30 protein-coding genes and 1 riboswitch are annotated in these 23,111 nt (G+C 66.4%); of the genes, 11 read left to right on the top strand and 19 right to left on the bottom strand.

Features of this window, described 5'->3' with window-relative positions; genetic code table 11:
• Positions 1-21: 21 nt before the first annotated feature.
• The 8 genes from J2X50_RS03975 to J2X50_RS03940 all read right to left on the bottom strand — a co-directional run bounded on the left by J2X50_RS03975 (position 22) and on the right by J2X50_RS03940 (position 6,337).
• Positions 22-957 carry a ribose-phosphate pyrophosphokinase gene (locus tag J2X50_RS03975; protein WP_429091755.1) on the bottom strand — a complete coding sequence of 312 codons (936 nt, stop codon included), beginning with the start codon at positions 955-957 and terminating at the stop codon, positions 22-24.
• Positions 958-1,068: 111 nt separating this feature from the next.
• On the bottom strand, positions 1,069-1,659 hold the full coding sequence (locus tag J2X50_RS03970; RefSeq protein ID WP_429091752.1) for a hypothetical protein: 591 nt from the start codon (positions 1,657-1,659) through the stop codon (positions 1,069-1,071).
• A 45-nt stretch (positions 1,660-1,704) separates the two neighbouring features.
• Complete coding sequence (locus J2X50_RS03965; RefSeq protein WP_429091750.1) at positions 1,705-2,856, bottom strand: M24 family metallopeptidase; 1,152 nt, start codon at positions 2,854-2,856, stop codon at positions 1,705-1,707.
• A 4-nt stretch (positions 2,857-2,860) separates the two neighbouring features.
• The gene (gene pgeF / locus J2X50_RS03960; RefSeq protein ID WP_429091747.1) at positions 2,861-3,652 is read right to left on the bottom strand and encodes a peptidoglycan editing factor PgeF; all 792 of its coding nucleotides are present in this window, start codon (positions 3,650-3,652) and stop codon (positions 2,861-2,863) included.
• A 104-nt stretch (positions 3,653-3,756) separates the two neighbouring features.
• A complete protein-coding gene (locus J2X50_RS03955; protein ID WP_429091744.1) occupies positions 3,757-4,842 on the bottom strand; it encodes a class I SAM-dependent methyltransferase in 1,086 nt (361 codons plus the stop codon).
• On the bottom strand, positions 4,839-5,693 hold the full coding sequence (lgt, locus tag J2X50_RS03950; RefSeq protein WP_429091741.1) for a prolipoprotein diacylglyceryl transferase: 855 nt from the start codon (positions 5,691-5,693) through the stop codon (positions 4,839-4,841). Before lgt ends, J2X50_RS03955 begins: the two co-directional genes overlap by 4 nt.
• A gap of 88 nt (positions 5,694-5,781) precedes the next feature.
• On the bottom strand, positions 5,782-6,102 hold the full coding sequence (locus J2X50_RS03945; RefSeq protein ID WP_429091738.1) for a type II toxin-antitoxin system RelE/ParE family toxin: 321 nt from the start codon (positions 6,100-6,102) through the stop codon (positions 5,782-5,784).
• A complete protein-coding gene (locus J2X50_RS03940; protein WP_429091735.1) occupies positions 6,086-6,337 on the bottom strand; it encodes a type II toxin-antitoxin system ParD family antitoxin in 252 nt (83 codons plus the stop codon). The genes J2X50_RS03945 and J2X50_RS03940 overlap by 17 nt, the downstream gene beginning before the upstream one ends.
• 135 nt (positions 6,338-6,472) lie before the next feature.
• Here J2X50_RS03940 and J2X50_RS03935 point away from each other — a divergent pair, with 135 nt between their 5' ends.
• From J2X50_RS03935 to J2X50_RS03925, 3 genes are all read left to right on the top strand, one after another.
• Positions 6,473-6,787: an accessory factor UbiK family protein gene (locus tag J2X50_RS03935; RefSeq protein ID WP_429091732.1), complete on the top strand. Its 315-nt coding sequence runs from the start codon at positions 6,473-6,475 to the stop codon at positions 6,785-6,787.
• 317 nt (positions 6,788-7,104) lie between these two features.
• Positions 7,105-7,605 carry a YbjN domain-containing protein gene (locus J2X50_RS03930; protein WP_340038310.1) on the top strand — a complete coding sequence of 167 codons (501 nt, stop codon included), beginning with the start codon at positions 7,105-7,107 and terminating at the stop codon, positions 7,603-7,605.
• A gap of 20 nt (positions 7,606-7,625) precedes the next feature.
• Positions 7,626-7,985 carry a tRNA-binding protein gene (locus J2X50_RS03925; RefSeq protein WP_429091728.1) on the top strand — a complete coding sequence of 120 codons (360 nt, stop codon included), beginning with the start codon at positions 7,626-7,628 and terminating at the stop codon, positions 7,983-7,985.
• Between the two features lie 46 nt (positions 7,986-8,031).
• Here J2X50_RS03925 and J2X50_RS03920 read toward each other — a convergent pair whose 3' ends face one another.
• The 4 genes from J2X50_RS03920 to J2X50_RS03905 all read right to left on the bottom strand — a co-directional run bounded on the left by J2X50_RS03920 (position 8,032) and on the right by J2X50_RS03905 (position 12,044).
• Positions 8,032-9,036: a glycosyltransferase family 4 protein gene (locus tag J2X50_RS03920; RefSeq protein WP_429091725.1), complete on the bottom strand. Its 1,005-nt coding sequence runs from the start codon at positions 9,034-9,036 to the stop codon at positions 8,032-8,034.
• 202 nt (positions 9,037-9,238) lie between these two features.
• Entirely contained in the window at positions 9,239-10,651 is a 1,413-nt protein-coding gene (locus J2X50_RS03915; protein WP_429091723.1) for an ATP-binding protein, read from the bottom strand.
• Positions 10,652-10,807: 156 nt separating this feature from the next.
• Positions 10,808-11,524, bottom strand: coding sequence for a response regulator (locus J2X50_RS03910; RefSeq protein ID WP_429091720.1), 717 nt, complete (start codon positions 11,522-11,524; stop codon positions 10,808-10,810).
• Complete coding sequence (locus J2X50_RS03905) at positions 11,514-12,044, bottom strand: MarR family winged helix-turn-helix transcriptional regulator (protein ID WP_340038305.1); 531 nt, start codon at positions 12,042-12,044, stop codon at positions 11,514-11,516. The genes J2X50_RS03910 and J2X50_RS03905 overlap by 11 nt, the downstream gene beginning before the upstream one ends.
• A gap of 237 nt (positions 12,045-12,281) precedes the next feature.
• On the opposite strand from J2X50_RS03905, the gene J2X50_RS03900 reads away from it, so the two are divergent.
• The 3 genes from J2X50_RS03900 to J2X50_RS03890 all read left to right on the top strand — a co-directional run bounded on the left by J2X50_RS03900 (position 12,282) and on the right by J2X50_RS03890 (position 14,396).
• Complete coding sequence (locus tag J2X50_RS03900; protein ID WP_429091717.1) at positions 12,282-13,175, top strand: branched-chain amino acid aminotransferase; 894 nt, start codon at positions 12,282-12,284, stop codon at positions 13,173-13,175.
• A 152-nt stretch (positions 13,176-13,327) separates the two neighbouring features.
• Positions 13,328-13,621: a hypothetical protein gene (locus tag J2X50_RS03895; protein ID WP_429091715.1), complete on the top strand. Its 294-nt coding sequence runs from the start codon at positions 13,328-13,330 to the stop codon at positions 13,619-13,621.
• A gap of 133 nt (positions 13,622-13,754) precedes the next feature.
• Complete coding sequence (locus J2X50_RS03890; RefSeq protein ID WP_429091713.1) at positions 13,755-14,396, top strand: MBL fold metallo-hydrolase; 642 nt, start codon at positions 13,755-13,757, stop codon at positions 14,394-14,396.
• An 84-nt stretch (positions 14,397-14,480) separates the two neighbouring features.
• On the opposite strand, the gene J2X50_RS03885 is transcribed toward J2X50_RS03890, so the two are convergent.
• The 4 genes from J2X50_RS03885 to J2X50_RS03870 form a co-directional block, all read right to left on the bottom strand.
• Positions 14,481-14,930: a BA14K family protein gene (locus J2X50_RS03885; protein WP_429091711.1), complete on the bottom strand. Its 450-nt coding sequence runs from the start codon at positions 14,928-14,930 to the stop codon at positions 14,481-14,483.
• A gap of 209 nt (positions 14,931-15,139) precedes the next feature.
• A complete protein-coding gene (locus J2X50_RS03880) occupies positions 15,140-15,352 on the bottom strand; it encodes a cold-shock protein (RefSeq protein ID WP_024925394.1) in 213 nt (70 codons plus the stop codon).
• A gap of 179 nt (positions 15,353-15,531) precedes the next feature.
• A complete protein-coding gene (locus J2X50_RS03875) occupies positions 15,532-15,939 on the bottom strand; it encodes a hypothetical protein (RefSeq protein ID WP_429091709.1) in 408 nt (135 codons plus the stop codon).
• A gap of 177 nt (positions 15,940-16,116) precedes the next feature.
• A complete protein-coding gene (locus J2X50_RS03870) occupies positions 16,117-16,329 on the bottom strand; it encodes a cold-shock protein (protein ID WP_006202520.1) in 213 nt (70 codons plus the stop codon).
• 412 nt (positions 16,330-16,741) lie between these two features.
• Here J2X50_RS03870 and J2X50_RS03865 point away from each other — a divergent pair, with 412 nt between their 5' ends.
• Positions 16,742-17,152, top strand: a complete 411-nt coding sequence (locus J2X50_RS03865; protein ID WP_340038299.1) for a Kazal-type serine protease inhibitor family protein — start codon at positions 16,742-16,744, stop codon at positions 17,150-17,152.
• 59 nt (positions 17,153-17,211) lie between these two features.
• Here the strand turns inward: J2X50_RS03865 and J2X50_RS03860 are convergent, their stop codons facing one another.
• Complete coding sequence (locus J2X50_RS03860) at positions 17,212-17,574, bottom strand: hypothetical protein (protein ID WP_429091676.1); 363 nt, start codon at positions 17,572-17,574, stop codon at positions 17,212-17,214.
• 205 nt (positions 17,575-17,779) lie between these two features.
• On the opposite strand from J2X50_RS03860, the gene J2X50_RS03855 reads away from it, so the two are divergent.
• Positions 17,780-19,513 carry a cation:proton antiporter gene (locus J2X50_RS03855; protein ID WP_429091675.1) on the top strand — a complete coding sequence of 578 codons (1,734 nt, stop codon included), beginning with the start codon at positions 17,780-17,782 and terminating at the stop codon, positions 19,511-19,513.
• A 105-nt stretch (positions 19,514-19,618) separates the two neighbouring features.
• On the opposite strand, the gene J2X50_RS03850 is transcribed toward J2X50_RS03855, so the two are convergent.
• Both J2X50_RS03850 and J2X50_RS03845 read right to left on the bottom strand, forming a co-directional pair.
• Positions 19,619-20,029 (bottom strand): hypothetical protein, encoded by a 411-nt coding sequence (locus J2X50_RS03850; protein WP_429091673.1) that lies wholly within the window; start codon positions 20,027-20,029, stop codon positions 19,619-19,621.
• Positions 20,030-20,528: 499 nt separating this feature from the next.
• Complete coding sequence (locus J2X50_RS03845; RefSeq protein WP_429091852.1) at positions 20,529-21,140, bottom strand: LysE family translocator; 612 nt, start codon at positions 21,138-21,140, stop codon at positions 20,529-20,531.
• Between the two features lie 25 nt (positions 21,141-21,165).
• Positions 21,166-21,250, bottom strand: a riboswitch (ZMP/ZTP riboswitch).
• 355 nt (positions 21,251-21,605) lie between these two features.
• Here J2X50_RS03845 and J2X50_RS03840 point away from each other — a divergent pair.
• The 3 genes from J2X50_RS03840 to J2X50_RS03830 all read left to right on the top strand — a co-directional run bounded on the left by J2X50_RS03840 (position 21,606) and on the right by J2X50_RS03830 (position 23,101).
• On the top strand, positions 21,606-22,256 hold the full coding sequence (locus J2X50_RS03840; protein ID WP_429091670.1) for a glutathione S-transferase family protein: 651 nt from the start codon (positions 21,606-21,608) through the stop codon (positions 22,254-22,256).
• A gap of 114 nt (positions 22,257-22,370) precedes the next feature.
• Positions 22,371-22,694: an ArsR/SmtB family transcription factor gene (locus J2X50_RS03835; protein WP_429091668.1), complete on the top strand. Its 324-nt coding sequence runs from the start codon at positions 22,371-22,373 to the stop codon at positions 22,692-22,694.
• Positions 22,691-23,101: an SRPBCC family protein gene (locus J2X50_RS03830; RefSeq protein ID WP_429091665.1), complete on the top strand. Its 411-nt coding sequence runs from the start codon at positions 22,691-22,693 to the stop codon at positions 23,099-23,101. Before J2X50_RS03835 ends, J2X50_RS03830 begins: the two co-directional genes overlap by 4 nt.
• Positions 23,102-23,111 lie beyond the last annotated feature (10 nt).

Raw genomic sequence — 23,111 nt, 5'->3', positions numbered from 1 at the left:
GAACAACGGCCCGAGGCCGGATCAGTCGAACAGGCTCGACACCGATTCTTCGGTCGCCGTGCGCGAGATCGCCTCGCCGATCAGGTCGCCGATCGAGACGACGCGGATGTTGTGCGCGTCCATCACCGCCTGGGTCGGCTGGATCGAGTCGGTGATGACCAGTTCCTGCAGCTGCGAGCCGGAGATGCGGGCGGCCGCACCACCCGAGAGCACGCCGTGGGTGATGTAGGCGGTGACGCTGGTGGCACCCTTGGCAAGCAGCGCGTCGGCTGCGTTGCAGAGCGTGCCGCCGGAATCGACGATGTCGTCGATCAGCAGGCAGTCCTTGCCCTTGACGTCGCCGATGACGTTCATGACCTCGGATTCACCGGGGCGCTCGCGGCGCTTGTCGACGATGGCGAGCTGGGCGTCGAGGCGCTTGGCCAGCGCGCGCGCGCGCACCACGCCGCCGACGTCGGGTGAAACGACCATGACGTTGTCGAGCTGCTTGTACTTGGCCTTGACGTCGCGGGCCATCACCGGGACCGAGAACAGGTTGTCCGTCGGGATGTCGAAGAAGCCCTGGATCTGGCCGGCATGCAGGTCGAGCGTCAGCACGCGGCTGGCGCCGGCGCGGGTGATCATGTTGGCGACGAGCTTGGCCGAGATCGGCGTGCGGCCCGAGGCGCGGCGATCCTGCCGGGCGTAGCCGAAATAAGGGATGACCGCGGTGATGCGCCTTGCCGACGAGCGCATGAAGGCGTCGACCATGATGAGCAGTTCCATCAGGTGATCGTTGGTCGGGAAGGAGGTCGACTGCAGGATGAAGACGTCCTCGCCGCGGACGTTCTCCTGGATTTCCACGAAGATTTCCTGGTCGGCGAAGCGCTTCACGCTCGCTTTGCCCAGGGGAATGTTGAGATAGCGTGCGACAGACTCTGCCAGCACCCGGTTGGAATTGCCCGCGAAGAGTTTCATACGCCGATCCTGGAAGTGAATATGAGCGGGCTTTTAGCGGCCCTGAGCCGTATTGCAAGCCGAGTCCGCGCGAAATGTTAAAAAACCGACCTTCCCGGGCGGAAGCGCGGTTCAGCCCGACCGCGTCGCCAGCCAGCTGGCGAGGTCGTCGATGGTGCTGTCGGCGATGGCCTGCATGGTCGAGGCGGTGACCGCCGACCACCCGTCGCCGCCGCCCGCCGATGCCGCCTTGTGCTGGCCGTTGATGCGGTGGAGGCGGGTGCCGGCCGGGTCGTACACGTCCCAGACATAGACCACGGTGGTGTCGCTGCCTTCCGTCATCGCCGAGAAATAGCCGCGCATGATGATGCCCGAAGGCGAGGTGTCGGTGCTGCCGGCAAGCGTGATGCCGCGGGCGCGGGCCTGGATGCCGAGCCGCTCGGTCAGCGGCGTGGCCGCCTCGACCGGGGTCCCGACGATCGGGGCGAACTGCACGCGCGTCCTGGCGACGGCCGCCGACACCTGCGCGGCATTCTGCGGCGCGCCGGCCGCCGCGGCCGCTGCCGGAACCGGCGGCGTATCGGTGCCTTCGGCCCTGGCGAGCGCGTTCGACTGTTCCGTCGGCGCGATGGCGGATGGCTCGAGCACGTCCTTGGAGCTGTTGCATGCGGAAAGGGCGGCAAGCGCGGACAGGCATGCCGCGGCTGCGAACCAACGTCTCATCTGCCGTGATCTCCCTGGCAAACGCCCCTCAGCGCCCATCGCCAATCACCGCACGATCAAGTCGAGATCATGGCGGGAAAGTGGCCGGGGCGCAGATTCGGTGGTCAGGTAGGTACGACCCAGCGTCATCGCGGTCTCGGTCTCCGAGTCGGCGATGATCATGTGCGCGAACAGGGTCATGTTCGGCGCGATCGGCTCGGGATTGCCCTGGTAGAACATCGGCATGTCCATCCAGGACGGGGTGAAGCGCGCGCCGACCGAATAGCCGCAGGCGTTGAGCCGGTGCTTAGTCAGCCCGTGCGCCTCGAGCGTGCGCGCATGCGCGTCGAACACGTCGCCGAAGCTGTTGCCCGGGGTCATCGCCTTTTCGACCGCGACCATCGCCGCAAGCGAGGCGTCGTAGAGCTCCTGGTGGCGCTTGGACACCTTGCCGGTCAGGATCGTGCGCATCATCGGCGCATGGTAGTGGTTGTAGACGCCCGACCATTCCAGCGTCAGCTGGTCGTTCTTGTTGAGCTTTCGTCGGCCGGACTTGTAGCGGCAAAGAAGCGCATCGGGGCCGGAGCCGATGATGAATTCGTTGGCCGGGTAGTCGCCGCCGCCGGAAAAGATCGCGCCCTGCATCGCCGCCAGGATCTTGGCCTCGTCGCCGCCCTGCTTGATGAGCGGCAATGCGGCGTCGAGCGCGTCGTCGGAAAGCGCGGCGGCCTTCTCGGCCTTCTCGACTTCCGCCGGGCTCTTGAACAGGCGCAGCCGGCCGACGATGCCCGAGGCGTCGACGATCTGGCCGAAGGTCTGCAGCTGCTCGTCGAGGCGGCGGCCGTTGAAGGCGGTCAGTCCGTGCGTGTCGTACTCGACGCCGATGCGCATGCCGAGCAGGTCGAGATCGTTGAGCAGGTTGCGCAGGTCGAGCGTCGGGTTGGCGTTGTCGCGGTCGGTCCAGACGACGATGTTGTCGATGATCGAGGTCTGGCGCGCCTGGCGCAGGTCGGCCGAGCGGGTGAGCAGGGTCATCGCACCGTCGGCCTTCACCACCAGCGCCTGGAAGAAGCAGAAGCCGAATGTGTCGTAGCCGGTCAGCCAGTACATGCTTTCCTGGGCGAAGAGCACGATGGCGTCGAGCTTCTTCTCGGCCATCTCGATCATCAGCCGGTCGCGGCGGGCGTCGAATTCGGATCGTTCGAAATGCAGCGCCATACGGTCATTCCTCCAAAGCGATTGCCGAAATCTGCCGTCCGTAGTCCGGCTCCCTGCGGTGCGTGGTGCGCCGGAAGGAGTAGAAGAGGTCTTCCTCCGCATAGGTGCAGCGGCCGAGCATGTCGGCCACGACGCCGGCGCGGCGCAGTCGATCCACCGTGTACCGGTTGAGGTCGAACATGGCGTGGCCGGCATTGGCGGAGGCGGAGAAGTAGCGCGCGTTGTCGGCGTCCTCGCCGGCGAAGCGGGCGACGAACTCCGGCCCGACCTCGTAGTTGGCCGCGCTGATCGAGGGGCCGAGCACTGCAAGGATGCGCTCGCGCCTGGCGCCCAGGCCCTCCATGGCGATGATGGTGTTTTCGAGGACGCCGCTGAAGGCGCCCTTCCAGCCGGCATGGGCGGCGCCGATGACGCGCGCCTCGGCGTCGGCGAAGAGCACGGGGCCGCAGTCGGCGGTCGAGGCGCCCACGGCGATGCCGGGACGATCGGTCACGATGGCATCGGCCTTGGGGCGCTCGCCGGCGAACGGGCCGGTGGCGACGATCACGTCGGGCGAATGGATCTGGTAGGCGGTGAGCAGGCGGTCGGGCGCGACGCCCATCCAGCCGGCCACGCGGCGCCGGTTCTCGGCCACCAGCGCCTGGTCGTCGGCGGAACCGGTGCCGATGTTGAGGCCCTTGTAGATGCCTTGAGAGACCCCGCCGGCCCGGGTGAAGTAACCGTGGCGGACGCCCTGGGCCTCCGCGCTGGCGAGCAAGTTGGACCGGACCGGATCCGGCTTCGAGTCGTTCAGCATTGCCGCCTTGTCGTCCCCCAGGGCAGTTTCGTCAAGGCGGGACCGGCTGGTCTCGGTCCCGCATCATCGGTGGCGCGGACAGTGGAGCCGCGGCAAGCTGGCTGTCAACCGGCGCCGGGGAAGGGCACCTTGGTCCCCGCGGTTGCGACCGCCAGAACCTTGAACAGCGTGCCCATGGTGTCGGGCCCGGCCAACCGCTCGACCTCGGCGCGAATCTTGTCGCGCGCATCCTCGTCCCCCCCGGCACCCAGCTTGCCGGCCCGTTCGAGCAGCCCCATGGCGAGAAGGAATTCACCCTGGGTGGCGAGATGCGCGTCGAGGCCGTGCGCTCCCGCCGCGCCGGCAAGGGCAGCGAAGTCGACATGCGATGTCAGGTCGGCCTCGCCGGGGCTCTTGAGAACGTCCTCGTAGCGATGCCTGCGCAGGGCCTGCAGCGTGTCGCCGATGCCTGGGGCCAGGTGGCCATAGTCGAAGAACAGGCCGGCGCCGCCCGAGGCCGCGATGCGTTCGGCGATGGCCTCCATCATGGCGGAGCGGGCGGGCGCGAATTCGAAGACCGCGCCCGGCGCGGCAGCGGCAGCTTCCGGCGGTAGCAAGGCGGGCTCCAGCAATGCGAGGCCGTTGACGAAGGCGAGGTCGCCGTGCTCGTCCAGCCCTATGGCGCGTTCGCGCCAGTCCGCGCCGACCCTGACGAACTGGCGGGTAGGGATGGCGTCGAACAACTCGTTGCCGACGATCAGCAGCGGCGCTTCCGGCAGGGTGGCGACGCTTTCATGCCAGGCGATGTCGATGCCGCTTGCGGCGAGCGTGGCCTTCTGCACCTCGCGCAGCCTCGGGCTGGTTTCGATCAGCGCGACCGAGGCATCCGCGACGAAGGCAGGGTCGAGCTTGGAGAGCACCCGCAGCATGTCCCGCATCAGCGTGCCGCGGCCGGGGCCGATCTCGGCCAGGGTGGGGCGCACCGGGCACCCCAGTTCCTGCCAGGCCGTGTAGAGCCAGACGGCGGCGAGCTCGCCGAACATCTGGCTGATCTCCGGGGCGGTGGTGAAGTCGCCGGCAGTGCCGAACGGCTCGCGCGTGGTGTAGTAGCCGTCTTCGGGGTCGAACAGGCACGTCGCCATGTAGTCGGCGACGCCGATCGGACCGGAGGCGGCGATCAGTCTGGCTAGGCGCTTTTTGAGCGCCGTCATGCCGGGCTGGCGGCGTGAGCCGCCGGCTTCGCCGACATCATCGCCCAGATGCCGATCAGCACCATCGGAGTCGACAGCACCATGCCCATCGTCAGCCAGCCGCCGAACAGGAAGCCGATCTGCTGGTCGGGCTCGCGGAAGAACTCGACGAAGATGCGCGACAGGCCGTAGCCGCAGATGAAGGCGCCGGCGACGAAGCGGGGCGTCTTCAGCTTGAGGCGGGAATGGGTGAGGATGCGCAGGACCAGGAACAGCACGAGGCCTTCGAGCAGGGCTTCGTAGAGCTGGCTCGGATGGCGCGGGAAGGGGCCGCCCGTGGGGAATTCGAAGGCCCACGGCACATTCGTCACCCGGCCCCAGAGTTCCGAATTGATGAAGTTGGCGATGCGGACGAGGCCGAGCCCGACCGGCACGCCGGCGGCGATGACGTCGATGAGCGACCAGACGTGGATGCGGTGCTTGCGGGCGAACAGCACCATGGCGATCGTCACGCCCAGCAGGCCGCCGTGGAACGACATGCCGCCTTCCCACACGGCAATCATATCCATCGGGTTGGCGAGATAGCGCGCGAGATCGTAGAACAGGATGTAGCCGATGCGGCCGCCCGCCACGATGCCGATCGCCGCCCACAGCACGAAGTCGTCGAGGGCTTCGGGTTTCATCGGCGCCTGGCCGTTGGACCAGAGCCTCGGGCTGGTCAGGAGCCGCTTGCCGTACCACCAGGCGAACAGGATGCCGACGATATAGCCCAATCCGTACCAGCGTATCGCCAGCGGGCCGACCTGGAAGATGACCGGATCGATGTTCGGGAAGGTCAGGGCAGCCATCTGCAGGGCCAGGTATTCGCTCAATTCAATCTCCGGACGTAAGCGGTCGCGCGCGGACCATGGGGCAGGGTTTTGGCACGGTCAAGGCGGGCCGATGTCGCTCACCAAGATGTCATTGGTCGGCTTCGAACAGACGCTCGTAGTCCATGGCGCCATGGAGGATGCGCAGAATCTCGATCCGCTCGGCGTCGACGCGGTAGAAGATCAAGTAGTCGCGATGCACCCGGCGGCGGATGTCGTTGCCGGCAAGCCTGCGCGCGACCGCGTAGCCAAATGGCAGTTCGGCAAGACCGGCACAACGTTCGCGCAGTTCCAGGATGAAGCTCAGCGCCCTCGCCGGATTGTCGGCGGCGATGTGGTCGGCAATGGAGTCGAGGTCGCTTTCCGCCGCGTGGGTGAAAACGACCTGCATGGTGTCATCTGTCTTTCGCACGGTACTTGGCCTCGAGGCGGGCGAAGACGTCTTCGGCGGGCACCAGTCGGCCCGCCTCCGCATCGCTCAGCCCCTGAGCCAGCGCCGCATCGAGAGCTGCAAGACGCTTTTCCCGCTCCTCGACAAGGCGAACCCCTTCGCGCAAGACCTCGCTCTTGGAGTTGTAGCGCCCGGTATTGACGAGCTGGTTCACGACCTCTTCGAGATGTGCCCCGAGATCGGCACTGATGGCCATGTCGCATTCCTCTTCGGTTCGACGAATGTAATAATAGTTATTGGTCAAGGCAAGGATCCAGCTTTTGCAGGCGGCAACGCCCTTGCATTCCCTGCCTTGCCCCACTACGTCGAAACCACAACGCGAGGTTTTGCCATGACGACCGGACCGAACCGTATCCTGGATGAATTCGCCAAGCTGATGACCGATGCCGCGGGTGCGGCGCAGGGCGTCAAGCGCGAGGTCGAGACAGCCTTCCGCTCGCAGGCCGAGCGCGTGATGAACTCGCTCGAGGTCGTGCAGCGCGAGGAATTCGAGGCCGTCCGCGAGATGGCGATCAAGGCGCGTGCGGAAAACAAGGCGCTCACGGCCCGCATCGAGGCCCTGGAGGCCAAGCTCGCCTCGCTCGCCGGCCAAAGCGGCGAGGCGGCTACACCGGCAGCGTCGCCGAAGCCCCGCGCGAAGAAATAATTCATTAACTTTTCCACAAAGCGCAAATCGAAAAAGTGCTTTGTCGTGAATCGCTTACCGGCGCTTGATGAGCCTGCGCCGCAGCCTGTTTCCACACCGGAATGCGGCAGTGCGAAAAATTGGGCTGTTCACGCGACTCCCGATCAATACACTGAATTTACTGCACGATTCGAAACGGAATCGCGCACCGGATGGCGCGGTCCGGCTGGGGGGTATTGAGTCCGGCAGCGCTGGTCGTCCGAGTTCAAGAATAATGTTCGTCGTGTGTGTCCCCCGCGCGGAGCGCGAAGACGTGCCCGAAACGACAGGAAGAATTGATGGAACTTCTCGAACTCGAGTTCTCCCGCGAAATCCACCCGGTGGACGTCATCGAACAGGTGGCGCACAACAACGACTGGTCGTTCGAGCGGGCCGGCGACGACGAGATTTCCATTTCGGTCGTCGGCAACTGGACCGACTACCAGATCTCCTTCTCCTGGATGGAGGATTTCGAGGCGCTGCATCTCGCCTGCGCCTTCGACATCAAGGTGCCGGAGAACCGGACGCTCGAGGTGCTGCGCCTCTTGTCGATGATCAACGAGCAGATGCTGTTCGGCCATTTCGACCTGTGGGAGAGCGAGGGCGCGATCATGTTCCGCCAGTCGCTGCTGCTCGCCGGCGGCGTCGAGCCCACCAGCCAGCAGGTCGAAGTGCTCTTGTCTTCCGCCCTCGAAGCCTGCGAATGCTATTTCCAGGCGTTCCAGTTCGTCGTCTGGTCGGGCACTTCGGCAAAGGACGCGCTCGCCAGCGTGCTGTTCGAGACGCAAGGCAACGCCTGAGAACTGCCCAGAGAACTGTTATGAGTGCACATGGCGGGCGCAAGCCCGAGATCACCTTTGCCGACTTCGACAAGGTCGACATCCGCACCGGCACGATCGTCGAGGTCGAGCCGTATCCCGAGGCGCGCAAGCCGGCATTCAAGCTGAAGATCGATTTCGGCCCCGAGATCGGCGTGAAGCGGTCGTCGGCGCAGATCACCAGGCACTATTCGCCGGAGACGCTGGTCGGCCGGCAGGTGTTTGCCGTGGTCAACTTCCCGCCGCGCCAGATCGGCAAGTTCATGTCGGAAGTGCTGACGCTCGGCTTCCCCGACGCCGAAGGCGAGGTCGTGCTCGGCGCCATCGAGCGCAAGGTGCCGGACGGGTCGCGGCTGTTCTAGGATTCAGGTGGGGCCGGTCTGACCTGAGGGCGGGCAGGCTCAGCGTTCACGCCGCATAGGCCGCCCGCACATTGTCCAGGAACATTTCGGCGCAGGCCGTCCAGGTGTAGCGCATGGCGCGTTCGCGCGCCTCGGTGCGGTCGATCTCGAGCGCCGCGAGCGCTGCTTGCTGCAGGTCCTCCGAAACCACGCCGCCGATGCCGTCGCCGACGATGTCGATCGGCCCCGTCACCGGATAGGCGGCGACCGGCGTGCCGCTCGCCAGGGACTCGATGATGACGTTGCCGAATGTGTCGGTGCGGCTCGGGAAGACGAAGACGTCGGCCGAGGCGTAGATCCGGGCGAGCTCGTCGCTCGGCCGGCGGCCGAGGAAATGGGCCTTGGGATACTTGGCCTTGAGTCGCTCGATCTCCGGCCCGTCGCCGACCAGCACCTTGCTGCCGGGCAGGTCGAGGTCGAGGAAGGCGGGCAGGTTCTTCTCCACCGCGATGCGGCCGACGCAGAGGAAGACCGGCCGCGGAAAGTCCAGCTCGACCTTCTTGTCGGGGTGAAAGTGGTTGATGTCGACGCCGCGCGTCCACGGCCTCAGCTTCTCGAAGCCGCGCGCGGCGAGGTCGTCGGCGAGCGACCGGGTGGCCACCATGCAGCCCTGGCCGGAATTGTGGAAATTGCGCAAGAGCCCGTAGGTCCAGCTTTCCGGCAGCGGCAGGCGGGCGCTGACATATTCGGGAAAGCGGGTGTGGTAGCTGGTGGTGAAGGGGCGGTCGTTGGCGCGGCAATAGCGCCGCGCCATCATGCCGAGCGGGCCTTCGGTCACCAGGTGGATGTGGTCGGGGCGGCGCTCCTCGATGATGCGGGCGACGTTGCCGGGCGTGGTCAGCGCCAGCCGGATGTCCGGATAGGTCGGCATCGGCAGGGTGCGGAAGATGTTCGGGGTGAGGAAATCGGCCTCCGCGCCGAACGCCTTCAGCGTTTCGGCGAGCCGTTCGAGCGTGTGCACGACGCCGTTGATCTGCGGACGCCAGGCGTCGGTGACCATCAGGATGCGCACGGATCGTCTTCCCCTCGGGCCGTGTCCTGCCCGGCTTCGGGCCTTGCGGGAATCAGCGGCGGTCGCGTTCGTTGCGAGTGGCCTTTGAGCAGGCTTCGATGACGTGCGGATGACGGTGCGCCGGGACGGTGCTGATCGTGCACGTCTGCGGCATCCAGTGGATCGGCACCGGTGGCGCGGCTCGGTCACCGCGCCTGAAGCCTCAGGCCGGCACGCGGATGATCGCCCTCAGCCCACCGAGCGGGCTGTCGCTCAGCTTGATGTCGCCGCCATGGCTGCGGGCGATGTCGCGCGCAACCGACAGCCCGAGCCCGGTGCCGGTGGCATCGAGATTGCGCGCCTCGTCGAGACGGTAGAAGGGCTTGAACACCTCCTCGCGCTTTTCCTCGGGGATGCCGGGGCCGTTGTCGTCGACCATCACCACCAGCATGCCGCGGTCGTGCACGGCCTTGATCTCGACCTCCCTGGCATAGCGGAAGGCGTTGCCCACGACGTTCTGCAGGAGGCGCGTGAACGCATTGGGGCGCACATGCACCTCCGGCTCGCCGACAAGCGTCACCTTGAGCTTGCGTTTCCTGAGCTTGGCCTCGTCGCCCAGCCGGTCGAGGCAGGACCCCAGGTCGAAGCGGCCGGGGTCCTCGGCGGCCTCGCCGCGGGCGAAGGCGAGGTAGGCCTCGAGCATCGACTGCATGTCGTCGATGTCCTGGCTCAGCGCCTCGCGGTCGATCTTGTTGGCCGACAGCGCCAGCTGCAGCTTGAAGCGGGTCAGGATGGTGCGCAGATCGTGGCTGACGCCGGTCAGCATGGCCGTGCGCTGGTCGATCTGGCGCTCGATGCGCTCGCGCATCTGGATGAAGGCGAAGCCGGCGCGGCGTACTTCCTCGGCACCCCGCGGCCGGAAGTTGGGCGGCATCGGCCGGCCCTTGCCGAAGCTCTCGGCCGCCTCCGCGAGATGCAGGATCGGCCGGATCTGGTTGCGCAGGAAGGGGATCGCGATGGTCAGAAGCACCAGCGACGTGCCCACCATCCAGAGCAGGAAGATGTGGGTGTTGGAGGCATAGGCCTGGCTGCGGCGGACGAAGACCCGCAGCACCTTGTCGTCGAGCTGGACGCGGACCTCGACGATGTTGGAGTTGCCGACGGTGTCGAGCCAGAACGGCCGGTTGATCTGCTTGCGGATCTCCGAGGACAGCGCCTGGTCGAGGATCGAGAAGAACGGCTTCGGCCCGGGCGGGGGCAGGGGGGCGGCCGGCAGCAGGTCGATCTTGAGCGACATCCGCTCCTGGGCGATGCGGATGATCTGGGCGTAGTTCTCCGGCCCCGGAAAGGTGTCGAGAAGGTCTATGATGCCGGAAATGTCGCGCGTCACCGCCTGCGACAGGCGGACCGTGACCGTCTGCCAGTGGCGCTCCATGAACACGAAGGCCACCACCGACTGCAGCAGGATCATCGGGGTGATGACGATCAGCAGCGAGCGGGCGTAGAGCCGCTTCGGCATGTAGAGCGAGACGAGCCGCCAGAAGCGGTTCCAGCTCCGCGGTACTGCCGCCAGCGCGCGCCACACGCGTCCGCCGAGACCGCTTCCGTCCGGCCGTTGCATCTCCGTGGTCGCCATCCGCCCTTCCGCCTAGAGCGCCGCGCCCCCATTCGGACGCGCCAAGGACGCTCTAACACTTTGAATCTACGCATCGAGCGCGCTGAAATCGATTCCGATTTTCGGCCGATGCGTTAAGCCGCAGCCCGGCCTTGCCAGGCCGGCCCCGCGGCACTCCTATTCGACGCTCAGCCGATACCCAATACCGCGCACGGTCTGCAGCCAGACGGGATTGGCTGGATCGCGCTCGATCTTGCGCCTCAGCCGATTGATCTGGACGTCGATGGTGCGCTCGCCGACTTCCGCATCGCCGGTCACCAGTTCGTGGCGCGGGATCGTCTCGCCGGCCCTGGCTGCGAAGATGGCGAGGATTTCCTGCTCGCGGTCGGTGAGCTTGAGCGCCTCGCCGCCGCGTTTCAGTTCGCGCCGCGCGATCTGGAAGGTGTAGGGACCGAATACCAGCTGTTCCACCTTGGGGGTGGTCACCGGGCCGCCGCGCCTCAGGATGTTGTTGATGCGCAGGATCAGTTCGCGCGGGTCGAAGGGCTTGGGCAGATAATCGTCCGCGCCCGCCTCGAGGCCGGCGATGCGGCTGTCGGTCTCGGACAGCGCCGTCAGCATGAGGATCGGCACGTCCTTCTCGTCGCGCAGCGACTTGGTCAGGTCGACGCCGTTTTCGCCGGGCATCATGACGTCGAGGACGAGCAGGTCGAAGTCGAGGCCGGCCAGCTTGCGCCTTGCCTCGTCGGCGTTGCCGGCGACCGTGACACGGAAGCCGTTTTCCGTGAGATATTGCTTGAGCAGGTTGCGGATGCGCGTGTCGTCGTCGACCACGAGCAGATGCGGTGCGTCATCGTTCATCGCTGCAGCTCCCGTCCCGTCTCTATTTTCCATCGTCTCTCCCAGGCTTGTTTCCGGGCAGATGATCGATCTGGGCCCGAAGCTCGGGGTTGACCATCGCCTTGAGGAATCGCTCGATCGAGGCGCGTTCGGCCTCACCTGCGCCTTCCAATGCAGCATGGATGCGGCGCGACTGTGGCCGTGCGAGTTCGAGCGTCAGCGTGCGCCCTTTCGCCGTCGGGTACAATTCCCGCTGCCGGCGGTCGCGCGGCCCCTGGACCTGGATGATGTAGCCCGCGTCGATCAACTGCTTGAGCACCCTTGCAAGGCTCTGCTTGGTTATCTTGAGCACGTCGAGCAGTTCGGCGACGGTCAGGCCGGGCATGCGGTTGACGAAGTGCAGCACCCGGTGGTGGGCACGGCCGAAACCGTATTCGGAAAGGATCTGGTCGGGGTCGGACGTGAAGTCGCGATAGGCGAAGTACAGCAGCTCGATGATGGTGAAATCGACGCCGTCGTCGGCCGTCACTGCGGTGCGGATCGGTTGGGCGGCTGCGCCGCTGCGTGGTGCCATAGGATTCCTGCTCGTCAATTTATGTCAGCACTGTTGACATAAATTAGGTGCGATGGTAATTTTTGCCAAGCTTTTCGGCGGATTGCGAACGAAAAGGCAAGGTACGGTGGTTTTTTCCGAAACATCGTGAGTTTGCTTTGGTATTGTTGGCCGTCGACGCTTTACCCTTTCGGCCCTCTGGGTCGGCAAGCCCGATACGAAACGATTGGCAGGCTCCGGCCTGCGGGAAGGTTTACCATGGCATCCGTTCCTTTCGACCAGCTCGATGGACACATCTGGATGAACGGCGAGTTCATCAAATGGGCAGACGCCAAGATTCACGTCCTAACCCATGGCCTGCACTATGCAAGCGCCGTATTCGAAGGCGAGCGCGCCTATGGCGGCGAGATCTTCAAGCTGACCGAGCACACCGAGCGCCTGCATGAATCGGCTCGGCTCCTCGGCTTCACCGTTCCCTATTCCGTCGCCCAGATCGACGACGCCTGCCGGGAACTGCTGAAGAAGCAGGGCTTCAAGGATGCCTATGTGCGTCCGATCGCCTGGCGCGGCAGCGAGCAGATGGGCGTTTCGGCCCAGAACAACCGCATCAACGTCGCCATCGCCATCTGGCAGTGGCCGAGCTATTTCGACCCGGCGCAGAAGCTCAAGGGCATCCGCCTCGACCTCGCCGAATGGCGCCGCCCCGATCCGCGCACGGCGCCGTCCAAGTCGAAGGCGGCGGGCCTGTACATGATCTGCACGCTGTCCAAGCATGCGGCCGAGGCCAAGGGTTATGCCGACGCGATGATGCTCGACTGGCGCGGCCAGGTGGCGGAAGCCACCGGCGCCAACATCTTCTTCGTCAAGGACGGCAAGATCCACACGCCGAAGCCGGACTGCTTCCTCGACGGCATCACCCGGCGCACCGTGATCGGTCTTGCCAAGGATCGTGGCCTCGAGGTCAACGAGCGGGCGATCATGCCGGAGGAGTTGGAAGGCTTCGAGCAGTGCTTCCTGACCGGCACGGCGGCCGAAGTGACGCCCGTTTCCGAGGTCGGGCCGTACCGATTCGAGGTCGGCGAAATCGCCAAGACCCTGATGAGCGACTATTCGGCGGCGGTTCAGCCCAAGCGCGCGATCGCGGCAGAATAATCAGCAAGTTCAATGACTTGATCTGAGGAGGGGGCGGTCTTGCGACCGCCCTTTCCGTTTGATTTGAGGCGAATTTGACTTTCGTGGAATTCGGGGTCTCATGTGGTCGTCGGCCGGCGGAGGTCGGCCAGCAATTTTGGAGGGAATTGTAAATGGAAACTCTTCTTCCGATCATCGTGCAAATCGTGACCGGCGTAATCGGTGGACAGGCAGTAGGCGCGGCCGTCAAGCAGGCCGCGATGGGACAACTGAGCAAGCTGCTCGCCGGCGGTATCGGTGGTCTTGCAGGCGGCCAGATTCTCGGCAGCCTGTTGGGCGGTGCGGCCGACCCGGCCACGGCGGGCGCACTGAGCGGCATTCTCGGCGACGTCGTCGGCGGTGCTGGCGGCGGCGCGATCCTCACGGCGATCGTCGGCGCTGTCATGGGCGCGGTGAAGAAGGCCTGACAATATCCCCACGTTCTCGCGACTGGGCGGCTTCGGCCGCCCTTTTCGTTTGCGGGCCGGCGGCCGAAGCGAATAGGCATGGACGTCGCGCGCCTGCACCCCTATCTCGATGTCAGCATCAGAAAGGGAAGACATGGGACAGCTCAACGCAGGCGTCGTGCCGGTCACGCCATTCCAGCAGAACTGCACGATCCTGTTCGACAACGACGACAAGACCGGCGTGGTCGTCGACCCGGGCGGGGACGTCGAGACCATCCTGGCGATCCTCAGCGACAGCGGCATCAAGATCACCGCGATCTGGCTCACCCACGGGCATATCGACCATGCCGGCGGCGCGATGGAACTGAAGGAGGCGCTCGGCGTCGAGATCGTCGGCCCGCATGAGGCCGACAAGCCCCTGCTCGACAACCTCGCGGTGCAGGCCCAGAAGTTCGGCATGGCCGGCAGCGTGCGCAACTGCGCGCCCGACAGGTTCCTGACCGAAGGCGAGACGGTGTCGTTCGGCAGTCACGTCTTCGAAGTTCTGCATTGCCCCGGCCATGCCCCCGGGCATGTCGTCTACTACAACCGCGCCGCCCGGTTTGCCCATGTCGGCGACGTGCTGTTCCAGGGCTCGATCGGCCGCACCGACCTCTATGGCGGCGACCATGAAGCGCTGATCCGCTCGATCAAGGAGAAGCTCTTGCCGCTGGGCGACGACGTCGGCTTCATCTGCGGTCACGGTCCCGGCGGCCGCTTCGGTGACGAGCGGCGCGGCAATCCCTACCTGGTCTGACGGCAGCATGACTCATCGGAAAACGAAAGCGGCGCCACAAGTGGCGCCGCTTTGTGTCTGGGCAGGGAACCCTGGTCGTAAGCGTCAGTTGGCGACGCAGAAATGCTGCTGGCCGTCATAGCCGGTGAACGTGCCGGTGCGCGGCTTGAAGCTGCGGTAGCGGTCCGAGCAGTACTCGTACCATTCCGGGGTCCACGGCTCGACCGACGAGTAGCCGCGGCCGTAGTTCTCGGAATAGATCACGCGCTGCTGCGGCGCCGGGCGGTAGTATTCCTGGCGATAGATGCGGCGCGGCTGCGGCTGGTAATCGTAGTCGTAGTAGTCGTCGTAGACCGGCCGCGAGCGGTTTGCGTTGCCGGCAATGACCGCGCCGGCGATCAGCCCGAGCGCACCGGCGGCGACGATCGCGCCAGTGTTGTCGCGGCGATGCTTGTAGTGCCTCCAGCCGTCGCCGGCCTGGGCCGCGGGCAGGGCGGCAAGGGTGGTGGCGGCAACGGCTGCCGACAGGACAATGGTCTTGATGATGCGGTTCATGTTCGGTCTCCTTCGCCGTCCGGCCCGTATCGAAGGACCGGAGATTGGCGTCGACTAGCTGTCTAAGGGACCCAGCCTGAACGCAAGCTGAACGAATTTACCGACGTTAACGCCGCTCGCCGGAGGCCAAGCGACGCCTCTCCGGCATACCGGTTTCGGACGCTTTACGAACGATCGGCCGGCGCGACGGGCTCCGGCCGCCCCCGGGGTCAGCCAACCGTCAGGTTGACGGCCTTGGGTCCCTTGCCGCGCTTGTCCGGCTCGGTATCGAACGTGACTTTCTGCCCATCCTCAAGACCGGGAAGACCCGACGCCTGCACGGCCGAGATATGGACGAAGACATCCTTCGCTCCGTCGTCCGGCGTGATGAAGCCGAAGCCTTTGGCATGATTGAAGAACTTGACGGTGCCGGTCTGCGGCATGGGAAACTCCTCTGATCCCATAAATTCCAGTCTCCGGGCCGGCAAATGCCCGAAGGTGAAATTTGTCGTTCATTTTTGAGTGATCGGCAAGCGAAACTTTTGCTGGCCGGCGCCGCTCCGAAGCGGCGCCGTTGCCGGGATTTGCGGGCTTCCTGGCCATTCGAAACCGGCTCGCCGGCTCAGTATTCGCAGTAGCGGATCGGGCCGATCTGGATGCAGGTGCCGGGCCGTGGCCGGTAGGGGTCGTAGCGGTCGTAGACCCTGATGCGGCAACTGGAACCGACGTGTCGATGGGTGACGCGCGCACCATATTGCGGCAGGTAGTGCCGCTCGACGCCGCGGTGGCAGTCCCTCACGACCGGTTGCCGAACGATGATCGGCCGGCAGTCGGGGCGGCGGTGCCGGTGCCATGCGGTCCGGCCAATTTCGGGGACGTAGTGGCGCACGACCTCCGGGTGGCAGCCGCGCACCTGCACGACCAGGCCGCTGTCCGACTGCGGCTCGCCTGCCGGCATGGCGGACGCCGGCCCGCCGTAGCCGAGTGCGGCGGCCAGCAGTGCTGCGCCGAGAAAATTCACGAATTTCATTTGTCGGCCTCCTCCTGTGCGGGGGCGGTCTGTGCCCCCGGGCAAACTATGCCATCAAATGGAAGGTTCAGCCAGCGTCGTCAGCCTGTGGTTGTGGCGGCTGCGGGGGAGGTGGTGCAAAGACAAAGGGCGCGGCGGTTGCCCGCCGCGCCCTTCGTTCAAGCGAACAGGTGAAACTCAGGCCGCGCGGAGGTTGACCGCCTTGGGGCCCTTGCCCATGCGGTCAGGCTCGACGTCGAAGGTGACCTTCTGGCCATCGACGAGCGTGCGCAGGCCCGAAGCCTCGATGGCGGAGATGTGCACGAACACGTCCTTCGCGCCGCCATCCGGCGTGATGAAGCCGAAGCCTTTGGTTGCGTTGAAGAATTTTACGGTACCGGTCTGGGCCATTGGGAGAACTCCTTCACCCTATCAGTGGTCTGGACCTGCCGACCGCCTGGCGTCGGCGGCAGATCGGTGGTTTTGCTTGGCGGTCATGCATTCGCGCACGGTAAAACCCCCCGCCGAGTAACGGGGTCGTCAGAGATTCACAGTATCGGGGAAAGGGTCGTGCCAAACGTTCCAGTCTCCGGGACAGCAAATGCCCGAGTAATGCTTGTATTGCATGGAAACGTGTAGGTTGCAAGCTGTCGCAGCAGCCGGCGACGCAGCGCCGGAAGTCGCGATTTCCGGCCTTCCGGGCAAACGCCGTCGGCAACGATGGGGACAAGCCGCGCGTGGGGGTTACAATCGCTGGAAGTCTTGTAAGGATCGTGCCGGCGGCAATCTTTCGCCGGGGGACGGGGGAACGAGGGAGAGTGACATGAGATTTTCGGCAAGCAGATTTGCCCGCAGGGCAGGGTTCCTGCCGCTGCTGGCGGTCGTGGCGGTGGCCTGCACGGTGGTCGTCGACGAAGGGCCCGGACCGCGGCCGCCGCGTCCCGGTCCGGGGCCGCAGTTCTGCACCCGCGAATACGATCCGGTCTGCGCGCGGCGTGGGGGCGAGCGCCAGACCTTCGCCAATGCCTGCATGGCCGAGGCCGCCGGCTACCGCATCATCCGCGGCGGCACCTGCCGGGCGGAAGGCGGCTGGGACGACGAAGGCGGACAGCAGTTCTGCACCAGGGAGTACCGGCCGGTCTGCGGCCAGCGCGGCGGCCAGCTGCGCACCTTCCCCAATGCCTGCGAGGCGGATTCCGCCGGCTTCCGCGTCGTCGACAGGGGCCCCTGCTAGAAGAAGGCGATCCGGCAGGCCTCCCGGCCCGAAGCTCCGGGAGGCGACAGGCCGAAGCGTCAGTTGGGCAGGAACTCGGTGGCGCGCCTGACCTCGCGCACCCGGCAGTCGTCGCCGACGTGGCGGTGGCGCAGCATCAGGCCCTCGATGCGGTGGATGCGGACGTCGCGGTGGCAATCCACCGGCTGGCGGCGCGGCAGGCGGTCGACCTCGACGAGTACCGGCCGGCAGGTCTCCGGAAGATGGTAGTGCGCTGCACGGCGCCCAATCTCCTCGACATAGCCGTCGCGCACGTCGCGATGGCAGCCTCCGACGTTGACGACCAGACCCGGCGTGGCGACCGGCAGCGGCATCGGCGCGGCCGTCGCGGGGAGGGCGCCCAAAACGAGCGCGACCACCAACGGCAAGGACGAGAACTTCATCTTGGCCTCCTGACTGTGGCCCCGACCTATGCACCGGGATCGACGCGCTGCAAGTGCGGCCCGCGCCGGCGGGGCAAATCTGCGGAGTCAGGGTTAGCGCAGGGTTGCCGAGGCAAGGCCCGTACCGCACGCCTTCGTGAGCAGGCCGAGCCTGCATTTCGACGCGCCTGCGGATAAGGTGCGGCCTCGGAACCGGGGACGACTCATGGGCGACAATCTTCATTCGATTTGGCTGAAAGACGCGCTGGTCTTCCTGTTCGCGGCCGGCGTGCTGGTGCCGCTGCTGCGCATGGCGCGGGTTCCCTCGGTGCTGGGCTTCCTCCTGGCCGGGCTGGCGCTCGGTCCCTTCGGCATGGGCGCGCTGGCCGAGAGCTGGCCGTGGCTCGGCCACCTGGCCTTTTCCGACCCGGAAGCCGCCAAGCCGTTTGCCGAGCTCGGCGTGCTGTTCCTGCTGTTCCTGCTCGGGCTGGAGCTGTCCTTCGAGAAGCTCTGGATGCTGCGGCGCCTGGTGTTTGGCGCCGGCACCTTCCAGGCGGTGGCGAGCGTCGCCGCGATCGCGGTCGTACTGGTGTTCGTGGGGCTCGACGGCCATGCCGCCCTGGCGGTGGGCCTGGCGCTGGCGCTGTCGTCGACGGCGATCGTCATGCAGACGCTGACCGAGGAGAAGCGCGCCACCGGGCCGGTGGGACGTTCGGCGCTCGCCGTGCTGCTGTTCCAGGACATGCTCGTCGCGCCGATCCTGATCCTGATCGGCTTCCTCGCGCCCGGCAGGGATGGGGGGCTGCTCGGTGCGCTGCTCGAGGCGCTCATCCAGGGCGGCATCGCGGTGGCGGCGATCCTGCTGTTCGGCCGCTTCGTGCTGAGGGACGCCTTCGGGCTCGCGGCAAGGGCCGGCGGCCGCGATTTCCTGATGGGGCTGACGCTGCTCACCATCGTCGGCGGCGCGGTGCTGACCGCGGCCGCCGGCCTGTCGCTGGCGCTCGGCGCCTTCCTTGCCGGGCTGCTGCTCGGCGAGACCGAATTCAAGCACCAGGCCGAGGTCGACCTCGAGCCGTTCAAGGGGCTGCTGCTCGGCCTGTTCTTCATGACGGTGGGGATCGGGCTCGACCTCGCCACCATGCTGGCCGGACTGCCTGTGGTGCTCGCGGGGCTTGCGGCGCTGCTGGCGCTCAAGGCGCTGGTGGCCGTCGCCGCCTGCCGCGCCTTCGGCGTCCGCCCCGCGCATGCGGTGGAGACCGCCTTCCTGCTGGCGCCGGCCGGCGAATTCGCCTTCGTCGTGGTCGCCACGGCGGCGAGCGGCGGCATCCTCGACGCCGCCACCGCCACCACCGTCACCGGGGTCGCCGGCCTGTCGATGCTTGCCAGCCCGCTGATGGCGCGGCTCGGCCGCAAGCTCGCCGATCGCTTCGAGGAGGCAGCCGGCGCGGATGTCGATCCTGCAACCTTTCCCGACCTCACCGGCCATGTGGTGATCGCGGGCTTCGGGCGGGTCGGCCGTACCATCGCGCACATGCTCGACGCCGAGGCCGCCGACATCGTGGCGCTGGAGCGCGATGCGGCCGTGGTGTCGCGCGAGCGCGCCGCCGGACGCAAGGTCTATCTCGGCGATGCCGCCCGGCCGGAGATCCTGAGCCATGCGGGCGCGGCAGGCGCCAGCATGTTCATCGTCACCGTCGACAATGCCCATGACGCCGCCGCGATGGTGCGGGCGGTGCGGCAGATGCGCCCCGACGCCCCGGTGCTGGCGCGAGCCCGCGACGCCGAGCACGCGCGCGAGCTGCATGCCGCGGGCGCCGACTTCGTCATTCCCGACGCGGTCGAGGCCGGGCTGCAACTCGCCGCCCGCGCGCTTTCCGAGTTCGGCTATGCCAGCGAGGTGCTCAGCGACCGCATCGCCGCAGTGCGGAACGCCGCCTACGGGCGCGCCGACGCGGCGTAGAGTATTTCCGCCTTTCTTCGAATCGCGGAAACGCTCTGTCTCCTTTGTTTTTGCGCAATTCCGGACGGAAAACCGCTGCGCAGCTTTGCTGGAATCGCTCCGGCCTCACCGTCTGCGCCGCTCGCGCGGCCGGCGCTTGACCGGCTCCACGGCGGCGGCCGAGGCTGCGTCGCGCAGCGCCGCCTGGCGGCGCTCGGCCATCATCCAGCCGAGGGCCAGCGCTTCGAAGCCGCCCTCCAGCCGGGCGAGAGCCCCGCCCGACCAGGAGGCGGCGCATGGCGGGCCGCCCTCGGCGATGGTTTCGGCGCGGCAGAGCCGGCCGCGCCGGCACATCGGGTCGGCGCAAAGCTCGGGCACGCCGGTTTCGGTGGCGATGTGGCGCGCCAGCGCCAGCATCTCGGCGCGCGGCCAAGGCGGGGTGGGGAACAGGCCGCCGAGCTGTCCCCGCAGGGTTCTCGCGGTTTCCTCGAGTTCGAGCGAGAGGAGGAATTGGTCGCGGTCGGTCATGGGCTGCATGGGGACTCCTTGGTGAAAAGGCCGGGACCGCGGGGCGTGCCGGTGCGGCACCGCGCCTCCCGCGAGGCCGGATCATGGGGTGGGAAGACGGGCGGTCGGCAGATCGCTCGTCAGTAGTGGAATATGCGGTCCACCGACCGTCCGTCCGGTGTCTGTCCCTCGGTCGGCCGGTCACAGGTCCGTCCCACGGTCTTTTCGTGGCCTGAACCCGCGGCTTCTCCGCACCCTCCGGCACACGCCATCTGCGGCGCGCGCCGGAGCAACGCCGGCCTGTCGACGGGCCCTCGGAGCCACGGCTACCGCAGCCGTGGCGGGAGGTCACCGCCGTCCTCCCTGATACCCGGTGCGCACCAGGTTCCCGCGAGGACAGTGCCGGAAGTATAGGCCGGGCGCTCCAGCCGGTGGAAAAGCCGGCCGAAGATTTTTTTGAAAGCCCAATCAGATCAGGCGCTTGGCGGAGATGGGCGCGGAAATTTATCCCACAGTGCCAGGGGTCCGTTCAGTTCTCCGTCTGGAGCGCCCCTAAAATGAGCCTTGCCCCAAGGGCTCCCATCACGCCGCCCGCGATCCTATCGACCCAGGCCTTGGAGCGCAGGTAGGCCGAGCGTGGTCCGGACGCCGAGAAGGCGACGGCAACGACGGCATACCACGACGCTTCGACGACGAAGACCAACGCGGGCAACGACAAGAGCAGCCATGTCGGTGCAGACGAAGGCAGGAACGCCACGAAGATGCTGGCGTAGACGATCGCCGTTTTCGGATTGCTGAGCTGTGTCGCCAGTCCGATCCCGAACGACCGGAACGCAGAGGAGGGACGCGTCGTGCCCGCGTCAGAAACGTCGAGAGGTTCCGTCGCGCCTCGCCATATGCGGACACCAATGTAGACGAGGTAGAGGCCGCCCAGAACGCGGAGCAGCAAGTACAGCGACTCCACCTGACGAAGGACGGTCACAAAGCCAAGCAGTGCCAAGGTCGCGAAGACCGCGCCGCCAAGGCCCATGCCCAAAGCCGATGCCAGTCCATCCCATCTGGACGACTTTACAGCGATGCGGGAAACGAGGACAAAACTCGGACCGGGGCTGACGGCGCCGACGAGAACCGCTCCAAGAATGCCATGGGCAAGCTCCTTTGATCGAGTGGAGTGCCCAGGCGAGCGGCCTAACGAATGACCCGCGCTCCCCGATGGTGATCCATCTGATTTCGCCAGTTACGCGGATGGTGTAACTCTACTGTCGCCTGCGATCCTGCGCAACAGGCTTCAATGGAGAGATGCGAGAACGACGGCCTTTGACAGAAGCGCACAGCACGCCAAGGCGACGACAGCTGAAGTCCGGGTGACCGTCAATTCTGTTGCTGCCTACGACAACGGAAACGGATGCTCGCCACGGCGAGGGCGAGTTCATGCTGAAGCTTCGCCGACGGCGGGCTTCAGGTCATTCGCCGGTCACGGCCGGACGCGGGAGGCTCGGACCCGCGACATCCGGTGGCTCGACAAAACGAAGCAAGCTGTCGGGAACCGCGCCGGTCGTTCGTCCTTTGGATGCAAAAGCACCATGCAAGAACCCGGAGCCCGCCAATGATCCCCACCATCACGGCCTTCGAACGGTCGCCCGACCGCGGCAGGGGACAGGCGCGCGACATGCGCGTTCGCTGGGCGCTCGAGGAAGTGGGCCAGTCCTATGACGTCCGCCTCGTCTCGTTCAGCGAGATGAAGCAGCCGGCGCATCGCGCGCTGCATCCGTTCGGGCAGATTCCGACCTATGAGGACGGCGATCTCGCCCTGTTCGAGTCGGGCGCGATCGTGCTGCACATAGCGGAGCGCCGTGCGGGCCTGCTGCCGGAGGATGAAAATGCCCGGGCGCGGGCGATCACATGGATGTTTGCAGCACTGAGCACGCTGGAGCCGCCGATCGTCGACCGGGAAATCGCCAAGCTCGTGGAGCGCGACGAGAGCTGGTACGAAAAGCGCCTGCCGATGGTCGAGGATCGCATCCGCGGGCGGCTCGGCGAACTGTCCGCCCGCCTCGGCGATGCCGACTGGCTCGACGGTGCGTTCAGCGCCGGCGACCTGCTGATAGTGATGGTGCTGCGCCGGTTGAACGGATCGGGGATACTGGACGAGTACCCGAACCTCGCCGCCTATGTGGCCCGTGGCGAGGCCAGGCCGGCGTTCAAGCGGGCCTTCGACGCCCAGTTGGCGGTTTTCACCGCCGCGTCAAAAGGCTGATGAGGGTACAGATTTCCGAAGCCCATCGACCGCCGCATTCGATATCGCCGCCGCGCATTGACTACCCATACCCGATTGGCTATGTGTCATCGCATAGCCAATCGGGTATGGGTCATGCCGCAGCTTCAGGATGCAATGTTCCGCGCGCTTGCCGATCCGACGCGCCGCGGGCTGTTCGAGCGGCTCTGCCGCGAGGGGGATACGACGGTGGTGGGGCTGCTCAGCGGGGCCGGCGTGTCGCAGCCGGTGGTTTCCAAGCATCTCAAGGTCCTCAAGGCCGCAGGCCTGGTGCGCGACCGGCACGAGGGCCGCTACACCTTTTACAGCGCCGAGCGCGACGGGCTGAGGTCGCTGATCGACTGGACGAGCCGGATGACCGGCTTCTGGAACGACCGCTTCGACGATCTCGACAACCTGCTCAGGAGGATGGATCAATGACCGAAACGATGGAAACGACGCGCGCGGTCGTGGTCGAGCGCGATTTTCCCTATCCGCCGGAGAAGCTGTGGCGGGCGCTGACCGAGCCGCACCTGATCGCCGAATGGCTGATGCGCAACGACTTCAGCCCCGAGGCCGGCCGCCGCTTCATGCTTTCCGCCGACTGGGGCCAGGTCGACTGCAAGGTCGAGACGGTCGAGCCGAACCGCTCGCTGTCCTACCGCTGGGACACCAAGGACTTGCGCAGCACGGTCACCTGGACGCTCGCCCCCACCGCGACGGGCACGAGCCTGCGCATGGAGCAGCGCGGCTTCACGCCAGAGCAGAAGTCCTATTTCCAGGGCGCGACCGTCGGATGGCCGCGCTTCATCGCCCAGCTGGGCGAGGTCGTCTCGAGGCTGGACTGACCCGATCGAA

Origin of the sequence: Aminobacter sp. BE322, from assembly GCF_050433525.1 — a bacterium.
Taxonomy (GTDB): domain Bacteria; phylum Pseudomonadota; class Alphaproteobacteria; order Rhizobiales; family Rhizobiaceae; genus Aminobacter.
The sequence above is the reverse complement of the archived record's forward strand: the minus strand, read 5'-3'. Positions and strand labels throughout refer to the sequence as shown.

Excerpts from the sequence above, each read along its gene's own strand:
- J2X50_RS03975 (WP_429091755.1), bottom strand. The coding sequence starts at position 957 with ATGAAACTCTTCGCGGGCAATTCCAACCGGGTGCTGGCAGAGTCTGTC.
- J2X50_RS03970 (WP_429091752.1), bottom strand. The coding sequence starts at position 1,659 with ATGAGACGTTGGTTCGCAGCCGCGGCATGCCTGTCCGCGCTTGCCGCC.
- J2X50_RS03965 (WP_429091750.1), bottom strand. The coding sequence starts at position 2,856 with ATGGCGCTGCATTTCGAACGATCCGAATTCGACGCCCGCCGCGACCGG.
- pgeF (WP_429091747.1), bottom strand. The coding sequence starts at position 3,652 with ATGCTGAACGACTCGAAGCCGGATCCGGTCCGGTCCAACTTGCTCGCC.
- J2X50_RS03955 (WP_429091744.1), bottom strand. The coding sequence starts at position 4,842 with ATGACGGCGCTCAAAAAGCGCCTAGCCAGACTGATCGCCGCCTCCGGT.
- J2X50_RS03940 (WP_429091735.1), bottom strand. The coding sequence starts at position 6,337 with ATGGCCATCAGTGCCGATCTCGGGGCACATCTCGAAGAGGTCGTGAAC.
- J2X50_RS03935 (WP_429091732.1), top strand. The coding sequence starts at position 6,473 with ATGACGACCGGACCGAACCGTATCCTGGATGAATTCGCCAAGCTGATG.
- J2X50_RS03930 (WP_340038310.1), top strand. The coding sequence starts at position 7,105 with ATGGAACTTCTCGAACTCGAGTTCTCCCGCGAAATCCACCCGGTGGAC.
- J2X50_RS03925 (WP_429091728.1), top strand. The coding sequence starts at position 7,626 with ATGAGTGCACATGGCGGGCGCAAGCCCGAGATCACCTTTGCCGACTTC.
- J2X50_RS03915 (WP_429091723.1), bottom strand. The coding sequence starts at position 10,651 with ATGGCGACCACGGAGATGCAACGGCCGGACGGAAGCGGTCTCGGCGGA.
- J2X50_RS03910 (WP_429091720.1), bottom strand. The coding sequence starts at position 11,524 with ATGGAAAATAGAGACGGGACGGGAGCTGCAGCGATGAACGATGACGCA.
- J2X50_RS03905 (WP_340038305.1), bottom strand. The coding sequence starts at position 12,044 with ATGGCACCACGCAGCGGCGCAGCCGCCCAACCGATCCGCACCGCAGTG.
- J2X50_RS03900 (WP_429091717.1), top strand. The coding sequence starts at position 12,282 with ATGGCATCCGTTCCTTTCGACCAGCTCGATGGACACATCTGGATGAAC.
- J2X50_RS03895 (WP_429091715.1), top strand. The coding sequence starts at position 13,328 with ATGGAAACTCTTCTTCCGATCATCGTGCAAATCGTGACCGGCGTAATC.
- J2X50_RS03890 (WP_429091713.1), top strand. The coding sequence starts at position 13,755 with ATGGGACAGCTCAACGCAGGCGTCGTGCCGGTCACGCCATTCCAGCAG.
- J2X50_RS03885 (WP_429091711.1), bottom strand. The coding sequence starts at position 14,930 with ATGAACCGCATCATCAAGACCATTGTCCTGTCGGCAGCCGTTGCCGCC.
- J2X50_RS03880 (WP_024925394.1), bottom strand. The coding sequence starts at position 15,352 with ATGCCGCAGACCGGCACCGTCAAGTTCTTCAATCATGCCAAAGGCTTC.
- J2X50_RS03875 (WP_429091709.1), bottom strand. The coding sequence starts at position 15,939 with ATGAAATTCGTGAATTTTCTCGGCGCAGCACTGCTGGCCGCCGCACTC.
- J2X50_RS03870 (WP_006202520.1), bottom strand. The coding sequence starts at position 16,329 with ATGGCCCAGACCGGTACCGTAAAATTCTTCAACGCAACCAAAGGCTTC.
- J2X50_RS03865 (WP_340038299.1), top strand. The coding sequence starts at position 16,742 with ATGAGATTTTCGGCAAGCAGATTTGCCCGCAGGGCAGGGTTCCTGCCG.
- J2X50_RS03860 (WP_429091676.1), bottom strand. The coding sequence starts at position 17,574 with ATGAAGTTCTCGTCCTTGCCGTTGGTGGTCGCGCTCGTTTTGGGCGCC.
- J2X50_RS03855 (WP_429091675.1), top strand. The coding sequence starts at position 17,780 with ATGGGCGACAATCTTCATTCGATTTGGCTGAAAGACGCGCTGGTCTTC.
- J2X50_RS03850 (WP_429091673.1), bottom strand. The coding sequence starts at position 20,029 with ATGCAGCCCATGACCGACCGCGACCAATTCCTCCTCTCGCTCGAACTC.
- J2X50_RS03840 (WP_429091670.1), top strand. The coding sequence starts at position 21,606 with ATGATCCCCACCATCACGGCCTTCGAACGGTCGCCCGACCGCGGCAGG.
- J2X50_RS03835 (WP_429091668.1), top strand. The coding sequence starts at position 22,371 with ATGCCGCAGCTTCAGGATGCAATGTTCCGCGCGCTTGCCGATCCGACG.
- J2X50_RS03830 (WP_429091665.1), top strand. The coding sequence starts at position 22,691 with ATGACCGAAACGATGGAAACGACGCGCGCGGTCGTGGTCGAGCGCGAT.